Raw genomic sequence first — 13,586 nt, 5'->3', positions numbered from 1 at the left:
ACGTAGCTAAGCGCAGAAATCAGTCTTTTGGAGCGCGTTTAAGAAAACTCACACAAAATAGACCCGACATAAGCCCGGTTTTGGCTTGTGAGTAAGGCGTAGTTATATGCAGAAATCAGTGTTGGTGAGCGCGTTTAGAGCGGGAAAAACGCAACCAAACAATAAGAGACCAGTTCAAAATATAATTTTGAACTGGTCTCTATTTAGTTTGGCCACAACGTCACTTTTGTCTCACCTTATCTTTTTGCTATAATTGACCTATCTTAACAACGAGGTTCAACTATGGAAAATAAAATTTTTATTATTGAAGATGATCCAACCATCGTCACTGCTTTAAAGAACTTTTTGAACCAGTGGGGTTACGATTGTTTCAGTCCAACCGACTTTCAAAAAATTGATATTGAATTTGCCGAACAACAACCGGCATTGGTCTTAATTGATATTTCATTACCTTATTTTAATGGTTTTTATTGGTGCAAGGCAATTCGGGCTCAGTCGGAAGTACCAATCATTTTTTTATCTTCAGCAGAAGAACAAATGAATCAAATTATGGCAATGAATATGGGTGCCGATGATTTTATGGCAAAGCCTTTTGATCTAAACTTACTACTAGCCAAAATCCAGGCACTCTTACGCCGCAGTTATCAATATGGCCAAGCCGCCGTGACTTTTAATTTTCAAGACTACACTTTTACTCCTACAGAAAACAGCATCAAAGCCCCCGATCAACAAGCTAGCTTATCTCTATCCCCCAACGAATCCCGTATTTTACTAACATTATGCCAGCATCAAGGCCAAGTGGTTGCTAAAGAAACGATTATTGAAGCTTTATGGCAAAGTGATGCTTTCATCGACAACAATACCTTAGCCGTCAATCTAACGCGTCTACGAAAAAAACTGACCGCCTTTGGTATTAAAGATCTGATTCAAACCGTTAAAAACAAAGGCTACTTTATTTCAGGTACCGAACAATGAACCATTATCTTGTCAGTTTTTTGCATAAGCAACGAAAATTATATCTCTTTTACGTACTTATTAGCGGGCTATTTCTATTTACCTTTTATCTATACGACTTAGACTTAACCGCTTATTTTGATGGCCTTTTGTTCACCAGTTTTTTATTAGTCGTTGATTTTGTGATCGCTTATCCAAAATACGTTAAGACGCAAAAACAGCTGGCATTCTTAGCCACCAGACCCCTCTATCAGCATGCGCACCTCACTTTACCAGTGGCAATCAACGATACCGAAAAAGCCTATCAGTTATTAGTCACTAATTTATTGGCCCAAAAAGAAGCACAAACTGAAACTTACATGAAAGCACAAAAGAACCTATTAGATGATTTTGGCCTCTGGTTGCATCAAATCAAAACACCTCTAGCTGCTTTAGACTTAATCACCCAAACTAATCGGCATCCAGATCCTGTGGCTATTAAATCAGAACTCGTGCAAGTCAATGACTATTTACAGATGATGTTAAGTTATCTGCGCCAAAACTTTAATCATGAAGATTTAGTCATTAAAACTTTGCCTTTAGCCCCTTTGATTAAGACCGTTGTTAAAAAATATGCCTTATTCTTTTCTAAAAAAGACATTCAACTGACTTTAGAAAACTTAGATCAAAAAGTCATCTCAGATGCTAAATGGCTCACTTTTATTTTAGAACAAATTATTTTTAACGCCTTAAAGTACACCCATCACGGTAAGCTAACTATTCGCTTTACCAACCAGCAGCTAATTATTAGCGATACCGGCATTGGCATTCGTCCTGAAGATGTACCCCGGGTTTTTGAAAAAGGCTACACCGGTTATAACGGCCGCGAGTATCAGCGTGCCAGCGGCTTAGGCCTTTACTTAAGCAAAACCGCCGCCACTAGAATCGGCATTCACTTAGTCTTAACCTCGACATTAGGCAAAGGCACTACCCTCACCTTAACTTTTCCAAAACAGTTAACCCATGAACCCACTGCTTTTAAATAGCCCAAATCTAATAGCTGCACCAAACTTTCACTATTGTAAGTTTGGTGCTATTTATGTAAGTAGGTTTTTGCCTCCAAAAACAGTAGGATAGACTTATCCACAAAACATCAGGAGGTTCATTAATATGACCGCGTTATTAGAAGTCAATAATCTTAAAAAAATCTATCAAAGCCGCCGCAGCGGTGTTGCCATCGAGGCCTTAAGTGATATCCAATTAGAAGTTGAAGCCGGTGAATACGTGGCAATCATGGGGGAATCTGGTTCCGGGAAAAGTACGCTACTTAATATTTTAGCAACCTTAGACAAACCCACTTCCGGTCAAGTGATGTTAGATGGCCGCGATCTCAAAACCGTTTCTGAAAAAGAAGCCGCTGCGTTTCGGCGCCAGCATTTAGGCTTTGTCTTCCAAGATTTTAATCTATTAGATACTTTTTCCGTTAAGGACAATATTTTATTGCCCCTTGTGTTATCACGCATGGCTTTAAAAGAAATGTTGCCACTATTAGATCAAGTAGCCAAATCATTAGGTATTCAAGCCTTATTGGAAAAATTTCCTTATGAATTATCTGGGGGCCAACAACAACGTGTCGCTGTGGCCAGAGCCATCATCACTAAGCCTGAATTACTACTTGCGGATGAACCTACGGGCGCTTTAGATTCCCATACTTCAGATCAATTACTGGAAGTTTTCCAACAAATTAATCAACAAGGCCAGACAATCGTAATGGTTACCCACAGTTCCATTGCAGCAAGTCGGGCAAAACGCGTTTTATTTATTAAAGACGGCTTAGTTTTCCACCAACTCTATCGTGGCGAGATGACCAATCAGCAGTTCTTAGAAATGATCGCCGAAACGATGACCGCCTTGTTATCAAAGGAGGACTAACATGTTTTTTGTAAAATTAGCCTTCCAAAATCTTCGAAAAAACAAACGTGCTTATTTACCGTTTTTTATTTCAATGATTTTTCTAGTGGCATTAAATACAGTTGCCCAATTGATTATAACTAACCCCGATATGGCAAAACTACCTGGGGGTGCCTCAGCACAAATGATGTTTGGTTTAGGCGGCAACATTATCATTATTTTCTCTGTGATCTTTGCTATCTATACCAACAGTTTCTTACTTAAACAACGGCAGCGCGAATTTGGCCTCTATAATGTCTTAGGCATGGGCAAGCGCGAATTATACCGGTTAGTTTTTTGGGAAAATGTTTTTAGCTATTTGATGAGTATTATTGCGGGTTTAATCACCGGTTTTGTTTTTGGTAAATTAAGCTTTTTAATTTTACGCAAACTACTGGGTGCACAATCTGCCTTTGGTTTCCATGTTGCTGGCAGTGTTTATTTATTAGTTACCGTAATGTTCTTAATCATTTATATTTTATTGCTGCTAATTGATATTTTACGCATTCGTCGAACAAACCCCATTGAATTACTGCACAGTGATCGCTCTGGGGAAAAAGAACCAAAATCTAGATGGTTGATCACTATTATTGGTCTCCTTACTTTAGGTACAGGCTACTACTGGGCTGTGACTATCAAAACACCATTAGACGCCATTAGCCTATTTTTTGTAGCTATCGTTTTAGTCATTATCGGGACTTACTGCTTATTCATTGCCGGTAGTGTCACCTTACTGAAATTTTTGAAACACCGGCCTAATTTTTATTACAAAGCCAATCATTTTATTTCCGTCTCTAACATGATTTACCGGATGAAGCAAAATGCGGCTGGTTTAGCAAGTATTTGTATTTTATCCACCATGGTTTTAGTTACGATGGCGACAACTGTCAGCTTGTACATTGGCCGTGCGGATACCGTCACCAGCTTGTACCCTTATGACCTTTCGATTCAAGTTAATGAACCCGGTACAACCACAAGTTTAAAAGCTGTAGACAAAGCGATCGCTGACGCCCAGGATAAATATCCAAACGTCAAGATAACCGAAAAAAATCGCGTTTCTGTCTACGAAGTACCGTTTACAAAAAAAGCGCAAGGTTACCAAACTTTAGACCCAAACAAAAGTTACAACGCAGATACTATAAACATGCAGTTCATCACCACTCAGACTTATGAACGCCTGGCTAAAGACAAAGCCAATATCAGCGGACATCAAGTAATTGCTTACCCCGTCCGCGGCAGTCTACCTGGTCGCCATTTCCAAATTAACGGCACGGACTTAGTTGTTCAAAGAACGATCCACAGTCTACCTAACTTCAAGCAACAACGTACGCCTATTGATATGATCCTGTTAGTAATGCCGAATCAAGCAAGTATCGACAAAATTCTAAAGGCCGCTTATCCTGGTCAAGCAGCTAGCCAAGCCCCAACTGTTAAAACCTTTTTTGATTTTAAAGCCCCGAACCATAAAACGCGGATCGCCTTTAAAGACACTATCAAAAAAGACCTTGCCAAAACACACACCACCGCCTTTCTTGAATCAAAAGACGAGTATGAAGAAACAAGTAACTATATCACTGGTGGTTTCTTATTCCTAGGTATCATCTTCGGTATAGCCTTTACTTTGGCCACCGCCTTGATTATTTATTACAAACAAGTTTCTGAAGGTTTAGATGATAAAAAGCGTTTTGAAATTCTTCAAAAAGTAGGGATGGATCGTAAAGCGATTAAAAAAGTAATTCATAGTCAGATTATGACCGTGTTCTTCTTCCCGATCATTATGGCCATCATTCACTTAGTCTTTGCCTTCTCATTTATCAAAAATCTATTATTAGTTTTCGGTTTAGTGAATGGTGATTTAATCCTTTGGACAACCATCGCTACTGTCGCGATTTTTGTTATCATCTACTTTATCGTTTACCAATTAACAGCTAAAGCTTATTATAAGATCGTAGAACGACAATCTTAAAGCGCGTTTTAAAAAAGTTAAATAAATAGCCTATTAAGTTTTATTAGTAATTTTGCTAATAACTTGGTAGGCTATTTTTTAGTGTCCACCGCCAATGATATGTCATATTATTAAATTAAAAACGTGTAAAATGATATTTTATATGATACAATTGTCTCCTGTAAGGTGGTGAATAAATAAAGACCTGTTTGCGAACTTCGTTTAATCCTATGCGCGGATTGATGTATTCAATTTTAGTAGTGAGCTTGTCAGATTCAAAGTATTACCAACTTAACCAACTTCACAGAACAATCATTAGGGGGACTAGGGCTATGACGATAGCACTAGTTTCTTTTTTTACAGCTGACTCAACATTTTAGGAGGTTACATCCCTGTTCCGTTTTAAATTACCGTTTATGATTAAACTCGCCAGTTTATTAGGTGGCCTTTGCCTCATTTATGGTTTAATCGTGACCCATTACCAAACCGTCTTTTGTCCCAATACGACGCTTTCAGGTCTAACCATCGCTGGTAAAACAATTGCTCAAGCCAATACCAGTTTACAGCAGCAACTCGCCAAAAAAACAATTCGCATCGTAAAAAAGCAGCAGTTAATCGTTCAAACCACTGGACAAGCACTCCATTTAAAACATGATTATACCCAGCAGTTAAAAATCTTAAAAGCCCAGCAAAATCCTTGGGCCTGGCCGCTGCATCTTTTTAAGCCCAGCGCCTCAAAAGCTGCCCAACCGTTGCCTTATCAAGTCTCTTCGACATCACTTCAATCGCTCAATCAAGCCGTTTTAGCCAAAACAAAAACAAAACCAGTCCCCATTTCAGCACCAACCATTGTGAAAACAAAGACCGGCTTTGCTTTTTCAAAAAATAAGACACAAGCAGTCCTTGTCCCAGAGAAATTAACACCGCTCATCCAGCGGCAACTGCAGCAGGGGCGCACAACCATTAATATCCAAGCCGCCTATCAAAAACCCCCGGCATCCCCAAAGCCACCGGCACTAACAGCGGCTTTAACCCGTTTAAACCAGCTGGCCCAACAAAAAATCGTCTATCAAATCTTTGGTAAAACCGTACAAATTCCTAAAACAACAATTATGAGTTGGTTAACTTATCAAAGTAACACCATTGAAATTGACCGAGCAGCTGTCACCGCTTATATTCAAAAACTCTCCGACCAGTTTGGCACCATTGATAAAACTAGAGCGTTCAAAACCCATGACGGCCAAGTTGTGCAAGTGCCCGCCGGTACCTATGGCTGGAGCTTACAAATCGCCCAAGAAGCCGCCATTTTAAGCCAACAGCTGCTAAACGGCACCGACTTCACCCGACAGCCATTAACGCGAGGCTACAACTACAATGATCAAGGTATTGATATTGGTGACACCTATATCGAAGTCAGTAAAAGCGCCCAACATCTTTGGTATTATCAAAAAGGCCAAGTCGTTCTTGAAACCCCCATCGTCACCGGAAAACCCGGTCAAGATACGCCGATTGGTGTTTTTGTGATCTGGAACAAAGACCGCCATACCGTCTTAAAAGGCCTAAATGAAGATGGCAGTGATTACGCCTCCCCCGTAGAATATTGGCTCCCAATTGACAGCACCGGCATCGGCATCCACGACGCCCCATGGCAACCCCAATACGGCGGCACCTGGTATCAAACCAACGGCTCCCACGGCTGCATCAACACACCCCCAAACATCATGGCCCAACTTTATGACCAAGTCACCACCGGCACACCCGTTATCGTTTATTAAAAAGAGCGGGACAAAAGACGGGTTGATTTTGAGCATAGCCTAGGCTAACGCCGTGAGCGGTTTTCGCTTACAAGTTAGACGTAGCTAAGCACAAAAATCAGTCTTTTGGAACGCGTTTCAGAAAGCAAAACCGTTATAAGCCCGAACTTGGCTTGTGAGTAAGGCGTAATTATAAGTAGAAACTGCAAAAAAAAACAGAAGTTAGATCCCTATAATTCGATCCAACTTCTATTTATTATGGTCGCCTTTTAATTTTCAATTTTAATTTTTTTAGGATGTTTCCCAGCAAAAACGACATAAGCCAAACAAATCACTTCCAAAACTAGCGTTAACAAGAAAACACTGCGATAGCCGGCCAAGCTGGCAATAAATGACCCTAACATTGGCCCAATCACACTGCCCATTGCTTGAAACGACTGAGAATAGCTGAAAATACGGCCAAAAGCATCCTTAGGTGAATTCACCGTCATCAGAGTCTGATAAGCCGGAATAACTGCCGCATCTGAAAGACCAAATAAAAATCTTAAGAAAATAAATTCCTTAACATTTTGCAAAAAGACCATTGGCACTAACACTAATACCGCCGCAATTAAACCGAGCACTAGAATCTTTTGTGCTCCCACATGATCAATTACACGGCCCATACTGGACGCCGCAATTAGAGTTGCCATCCCCGGCGCCGCCGAAACAATCCCACTGATCATCGCCACATCCCCATGGCCGCCCAACAGCTGCCGGACAAACAAACTGACAATTGGCTGAATCGAGGTTGCGGAAGCCTGGACTACTAAAGTCGTCAAGAAAACACCGATCAACACTCTTGGGGCGCTGATCGTACTGAAAACTGCCTTAATCGGCCGCATCGCCGCTGCCGCAATAGGTTTAAATTGCTCATGTACAAAAAATAAAGTTGTCCAGAAAACAACAAACATCAAAGCCCCTGCAATGAAAAATGAAGCCCGATAACCAAACCGACCGGCTAAAAAGCCCCCAATCAAAGGCCCGAGCAACGTCCCCGTAACCTGCCCAGTTGCCAAAGTCCCCATGGCCTGTCCTTTTTTATCGCTTGGTGCTTCAGCAGCAATAATCGCCTGCGCATTATTAATGTAGCCCGAAAAACTACCTTGAATCGCTCTTAAAACAATTAAAACCCAAACATTCGTCGTCATGGCAATCAACGTAATTGTAATTGTCATAACGCCAGAAGCCCGCAAACACATGAGTTTTCGGCCCTTTCGATCCGCCAAACGCCCCCATAACGGAGACACAATTGCTTTAGCTAAAAAGGTAATCGAAAAAGCTAAACCACTTAAAATATTTAATTGCCAAGATGTAAAATGGCCCAATGTATCAATAAATAATGGTAAAAATGGCATGGTCATTGAATTACCAAAACCTGTGATAAAACAGCCAAACCAAAGCACCGCTAAATTGCGCTGCCATCCTTTTTTGAAATAACCCGCTAACATACTGGACACAAATTTCACCTAGATTCTAATATATTCCTCATAATAGCGGATTATTCTAGCTGACGCAAAATATTTTTGAGAATCATCCATAAAAAATGACTGAGCCAAAAGTAAGCTCAGTCATTTTTGTAATTTATTTTTAGCCTTATAAGGCCTCATTGTATTTTTTCCCGGTAACCGCCTATTTTAAATTATGAGCGTGACTCACCGGTGTTTCCCGCAAATTGTTATTGGTTTGATCAAAGTGACCGAGTTGCCCTTTAAATTCTTTAGGGAAGCGTTTGATATCTTCAGGATCGGTGCGGAAGTTATCCAATTCGTTTGATAACGCAATTGTATAGTCGACGGTCTCCCCGTGTTCTGCCACATCCAAACCTTCTTTTTCTTCATTCTCATTAACCCGCATCTTAATAACAAGCCGTAAGCCTAGCGTGATCAAAGTCACCATAACCGTTACGATAGCAATTGTTGCAAAAGTCCCGATTAACTGGGTCCCAAACAACTGCCAGCCACCACCGTAAAACAAGCCATTATGCACCACACTTGTGTTCACTGCATGAGTGGCAAACAACCCGGTTGCAATACTACCAACAATCCCAGAAACCCCATGACAGCCAAATGCATCCAATGTATCATCTACACCAACACGTTCTTTGATGAAGTTAACCCAGATATAACTGAAGCTCGTGGCCAAAATCCCAATCCAAAACGACCCTAGAACCGTCACAAAGCCAGCTGCCGGTGTAATACCGACCAAACCACAAAGTGTCCCGGTACAAACGCCAATTAGCGTTGGTTTCCCTGTCCGAATAATATCAAAGACCATCCAAGCAATCATCGCAGACGCTGTAGAGACGGTGGATGTAATTGCTGCCTGCATAGCGACTGTATTAATGCCTAATGCTGATCCGGCATTAAACCCATACCAGCCAATCCACAAAATGGCGGTACCCAACAATACCCAAGGAATATTGTAATGTTCATCACTCTTGCCATAATTTAGACGCTTGCCTAAGAAAATAGATAATACTAACGCGGTTACTCCGGCATTGATATGGACAACTGTCCCGCCGGCAAAATCCAAAACCCCTAAGCTGGCAAGCAGCCCATTTGGACTCCAAACTAAGTGCACCAATGGGTAATAGACTAAGATAGACCATAAAACAATAAACCACATCAAGAAGTTAAAACGCATCCGGCCTACAACCGCCCCGATGAATAGCGCCGGTGTAATAATCGCAAACATCATCTGGAACAACATATAAACCCCACTAGGAATCTTCGTCGCCGTCAAACTAGTAAGATCAACACCACTCATAAACCAATGGGAGACTTTACCAATCACCCCACCAATATTGCCATTAAAGGATAAGTCATAACCAAAAGCGACCCATAATAAAGCTGCGATACCACAAATAAAGAAAACCGAAAACATCGTATTCACAACATTTCTTCTTGAAACCAACCCACCATAGAAAAACGCTAAACCGGGTGTCATGAAGAGGACTAAAATACTAGAGATTAAAACAAAAGCTGTATTGGCACCGTTCATAGGATTACCCCCATTGAATTATTTTTTGTTGTGAGCAATACTAACACAAAATCAAAATTATACCAATACTTTTTAATCCATGTTATATCCACTTATATCAATGGATAACGCTAACAATACCACTTGCGTAAAGAAAATTTATTCTAAACTTCTTCTAACCAAAAACTCATTTATGTAATGTATTTTGACATCAAACCGTTAAAGTTTTATTTTTTTCCGAACGAACCCAAAATTATTTACGACTTCTTCACAAGACAATAATGATTACAGCTAAAAAAATTCATATTTTCTCGATATGATGTATACATCATCAAATAAGCGAGGTGAGTTAGCTAAGAGACACAATTAGCTTAAGCAATATGAAAGAATTACCAATCCAACATACTGTAATGATTTGATATTAAGGAGCTGATGTTTATCGAAAGTTAACCTAGTAATCCCACTTTTTTTGATTTTCTTCATTTCTTCCTCCCTAAAATATATATAGATCACAACCGGAATGTCCCCCAAGCATTCCGGCTTTTTTGTAGAGCGGGAACTAGGGCGGGAAAACCTTGAGCACTAACCTAGAATTATGAAATAAGTGCACTTCGCTTATGAATAATTCGTAGTTAGGCGAAAGTTTTGCCCTAGTGAGCGCGTTTAAATCAGAGCGGGACAAAAGACGCGTTGATTTTGAGCATAGCCTAGGCTAACGCCGTGAGCGAACTTTGCTTACAAGTTAGACGTAGCTAAGCGCAGAAATCAGTCTTTTGGAGCGCGTTTAAACCAGAGCGCAAACTAGGGCGGGAAAACCGCGAACACTAACCTAGAATTATGAAATAAGTGCACTTCACTTATGAATAATTCGTAGTTAGGTGAGCGTTTTGCCCTAGTAAGCGCATTTAAACCAGAGCGCGACTAAAGACGGGTTGATTTTGAGCATAGCCTAGGCTAACGCCGTGAGCGTACTTTGCTTACAAGTTAGACGTAGCTAAGCGCAGAAATCAGTCTTTGGGAGCGCGTTTAAACCAGAGCCGATTTAACAACAAAAAAAGCCACAGCAACTGCTGTGACTTTCATATAACCTATTTCAAATTAAGTATTAATTATTCTGCAGATAATTCAACTTCAATATTACCGACTGTTGCCTTAGAATAAGGGCAAATTTGGTGTGCAGCTTCCATGTACTTCAAAGTTTCTGCAGCAGATAAGCCATCAATATGACCGATCAACTGTACTTTTAGCTTAAAGTCTGTAGCGCCAGGTCCGTTAAACAATTCAACATCCGCACGCACGGTACGTTTTAAATCACCCTTGCCATCAGCTTCTGTTGGAAAAGACATTGCCCCATTAAAACAAGAAGCATAGCCTGCCGCAAAAAGTTGTTCTGGCGTTGTTGTGCCTGGTGTATCTGCCATTGAAGTCCGAACTGCCAAAGAACCATTAGGTGCCTTAGCTTCGCCTTCACGACCGCCATCATTGACCATCGTTTTTACAGAAATCTTTTTCATACCTTCGTAACTCACTGCCATAATATACCCTCCTAAATATTCTTGGTTTCATAACCAATTTAATTATATCGCGCAAAATTAAATTGTGCAACACTCAATTTTGGATTTACTCAGAAATTGCGCTGACCATCCCGCCGTGAACCGGTACTTCTGTCGTTAATGTCCCATGAACTGGGCATAAAGCCACACAATCATTTAAAAATTGATCTTGTTGTGCTGCTGATAAATCTGAGGTCATAGCCACATGGTACACAATATCCGTAAACTGATTATGTATTTTAGGATCTCGTAAGCCGCCCATTTCCAAATCACCGCTAACAGCTACCGTGACATGGCTCAAGCTAATATGGCGCTTATGTGCTTGATCTTTGATGGTAATGGCTAAGCAGCCGCCCAAAGAGCCTAATAAATATTCCACTGGATTTGGTGCTTTATCCGTCCCATGAGAACTAACAGGTTCATCAATCAAAAATTGATGGCCTGCTGTTTTCGTTAGAACCTGTGCGCCCTCATCCAATAATTCTGATGTAACTTTGTAAACTGACATATATAAAACCTCCTATTGGTATTGGTACCTAATTGAGTTTTTCATCATACGTGTCATTTTTAATAAAAGCTATCTTAACATCGCAGCCATAAATCTCTGCAAATCGCGCTAAGGTTTCCACAGAAGGCACACTGGTCCCCTTTTCCAAATTAAAGACACTGGAATAAGACATCCCGGTTTGTTCCGAAATCTCCATCCGCTGAACTGAGCGCTTTTCACGATAGTTCCGTAAAAAAAGACCCGCCTTTTTGGCAATTTCAGCTCGATTATCTGCCGTCGAAGTGACAAAACCACCGACTTCATCCCCGGTGATCATGATTTGTTGTTGATCATCAGCTTGATCTTCAACTTTCGACTCGCTTTGTATTTCAAGCTCCGGATTTAATTCGCCTAAACGCGTCATCAAATCTTGAATCGCCCCAGTAAAAACTTGTAATTCCTTTTGGGTAATATCTTTGGGAATGGCCAATTGTGCAGCACCATTGTCCGTTGGTAATTTTACTTTCAATTCATTATTATACATAGACTTTTACTCCCTATGGACTTAAAACGCTTACAGTTTCAAGCTACTTTATTATACTATAAGATGTCTATATTATAAAAGCAATTATAATGTCTTATTCAAAACATATTTATGTGTTTCAGGATAACTAAGTAGTATTCCAACAGTATCTTTTGAATTGATTTATTTATAGTTATGATAAAATTACATTGATTTCCCTTTTGAGCATAGCGTTAAAAAACAATTAATTTATGCGGTAACGCTTTGGCATTGACTTAAAAATGCCTTATAATGACATTTAACACAGTTTGATTTTAACAGAACGGAGGGATACTGTTGCGAAAAGTAGGCCGCTGTCTATTTATATTTCTATGCCTACCCTTTCTTTGGCCGGCTCAAATGGTTCAAGGCGATTCTGTGGACGATTTACAAGCGCAAATCAGCGCAATTCAAGAACAGCAAACACAGTTAAACGATCAATTAAATACGCAAATGGCAGCTGTCAGTACTCAAACCGTTAAAGCCAACGAATTACAAGCCGATCTTTTACAGACGCAACAAGCTATGCGGCGGGCACAAAAAAATGTGCATACTCAGCAGCAGTTGCTTAAAAGTCGCAAAAAATATGCGGCAAAACGGCTCAGTACCATGCAGCGGCAAAACACATCCCAAGATTTATTCACTTTAATTGCCAGTGCCGACTCCTTGACTGATATGTTACAGCGGCTTTATGCCGTTAAAGCAATCCAAAGAGCCGATAATTTGGCGATTAAAAATGCCGCCACTACTTACAGTGGCTTAAAAACAGTCCGGCAAAACCTCGAAGAACAACAAAAAACACTGTTAGATCAGCAAAAAGCGCTGGCGGACCAAAACCATGCTCTGCAGCAAACTTTATCAGATCTAAAAGCAACTATGACCGCTAATCAAACACAAATGGCCCAACTATCCACCGAAAAAACGCAGGTTCAAGCTGCTTTGGCCGCTGAAGAAGATGCAAAAAAGGCCCGGGACCAATCAGAATTAACGGCTGCCAGTGCGCCAAGTTCTACCAGTCCCCAAAACAGCACCGCAATCTTTAGCAATGACGGCTTAACCCCCAGTGCAACAACCGGTGGTAATGTAACAACAGGCGTCAAAATCTCCTTTTATGATCCGGCTGTTTTAGGCTCTTCAATGGGCTATGGCGGTGTTGCCGCAAATTTAGCCGTTTATCCAAAAGGCACTAAATTAAAAATTGTGTTCGCGGATGGCACTGAAATTCACCGGGTTGTGAATGACACCGGGACTTTTGTCTATAGTAGTCCCAATCAAATTGACGTCGCTTGGCCCAACGCCGCAATTCCAAGTTACGGCATCACCACTGCTACCGTTACCGTAGAATAACTTAACAAAAGTTTTAGTAATTTGACATTAAAAA

The 13,586-nt window shown here is 40.6% G+C and carries 11 protein-coding genes; 6 read left to right on the top strand and 5 right to left on the bottom strand.

The features are described from left to right. The first annotated feature begins 282 nt into the window (after window positions 1-282). From EKM93_RS10500 to EKM93_RS10480, 5 genes are all read left to right on the top strand, one after another. Window positions 283-975: a response regulator transcription factor gene (locus EKM93_RS10500; protein ID WP_125715549.1), complete on the top strand. Its 693-nt coding sequence runs from the start codon at window positions 283-285 to the stop codon at window positions 973-975. After that, window positions 972-1,979: a sensor histidine kinase gene (locus EKM93_RS10495; protein ID WP_125715548.1), complete on the top strand. Its 1,008-nt coding sequence runs from the start codon at window positions 972-974 to the stop codon at window positions 1,977-1,979. The genes EKM93_RS10500 and EKM93_RS10495 overlap by 4 nt, the downstream gene beginning before the upstream one ends. Window positions 1,980-2,103: 124 nt before the next feature. Beyond that, complete coding sequence (locus EKM93_RS10490) at window positions 2,104-2,865, top strand: ABC transporter ATP-binding protein (protein WP_125715547.1); 762 nt, start codon at window positions 2,104-2,106, stop codon at window positions 2,863-2,865. 1 nt (window position 2,866) lies between these two features. After that, window positions 2,867-4,849: an FtsX-like permease family protein gene (locus EKM93_RS10485; RefSeq protein WP_125715546.1), complete on the top strand. Its 1,983-nt coding sequence runs from the start codon at window positions 2,867-2,869 to the stop codon at window positions 4,847-4,849. A gap of 395 nt (window positions 4,850-5,244) precedes the next feature. Beyond that, window positions 5,245-6,603 carry a L,D-transpeptidase family protein gene (locus EKM93_RS10480; protein WP_125715545.1) on the top strand — a complete coding sequence of 453 codons (1,359 nt, stop codon included), beginning with the start codon at window positions 5,245-5,247 and terminating at the stop codon, window positions 6,601-6,603. Window positions 6,604-6,851: 248 nt separating this feature from the next. Here EKM93_RS10480 and EKM93_RS10475 read toward each other — a convergent pair whose 3' ends face one another. The 5 genes from EKM93_RS10475 to EKM93_RS10455 all read right to left on the bottom strand — a co-directional run bounded on the left by EKM93_RS10475 (window position 6,852) and on the right by EKM93_RS10455 (window position 12,187). After that, window positions 6,852-8,072 (bottom strand): MFS transporter, encoded by a 1,221-nt coding sequence (locus EKM93_RS10475; protein ID WP_125715553.1) that lies wholly within the window; start codon window positions 8,070-8,072, stop codon window positions 6,852-6,854. A gap of 181 nt (window positions 8,073-8,253) precedes the next feature. Next, complete coding sequence (locus EKM93_RS10470; protein WP_125715544.1) at window positions 8,254-9,624, bottom strand: ammonium transporter; 1,371 nt, start codon at window positions 9,622-9,624, stop codon at window positions 8,254-8,256. Window positions 9,625-10,712: 1,088 nt separating this feature from the next. Further along, window positions 10,713-11,138, bottom strand: a complete 426-nt coding sequence (locus EKM93_RS10465; protein WP_125715543.1) for an Ohr family peroxiredoxin — start codon at window positions 11,136-11,138, stop codon at window positions 10,713-10,715. 85 nt (window positions 11,139-11,223) lie between these two features. Next, window positions 11,224-11,664 (bottom strand): OsmC family protein, encoded by a 441-nt coding sequence (locus EKM93_RS10460; RefSeq protein ID WP_125715542.1) that lies wholly within the window; start codon window positions 11,662-11,664, stop codon window positions 11,224-11,226. A 28-nt stretch (window positions 11,665-11,692) separates the two neighbouring features. After that, window positions 11,693-12,187, bottom strand: coding sequence for a helix-turn-helix domain-containing protein (locus tag EKM93_RS10455; RefSeq protein WP_125715541.1), 495 nt, complete (start codon window positions 12,185-12,187; stop codon window positions 11,693-11,695). A 315-nt stretch (window positions 12,188-12,502) separates the two neighbouring features. Here EKM93_RS10455 and EKM93_RS13665 point away from each other — a divergent pair, with 315 nt between their 5' ends. Beyond that, window positions 12,503-13,552: a coiled-coil domain-containing protein gene (locus tag EKM93_RS13665; protein WP_225423696.1), complete on the top strand. Its 1,050-nt coding sequence runs from the start codon at window positions 12,503-12,505 to the stop codon at window positions 13,550-13,552. Window positions 13,553-13,586 lie beyond the last annotated feature (34 nt).

Source organism: Agrilactobacillus yilanensis (genome assembly GCF_003946725.1).
Taxonomy (GTDB): domain Bacteria; phylum Bacillota; class Bacilli; order Lactobacillales; family Lactobacillaceae; genus Agrilactobacillus; species Agrilactobacillus yilanensis.
Note: the sequence above shows the minus strand (reverse complement) of the source record. Positions and strands in the feature narration are given on the sequence as shown.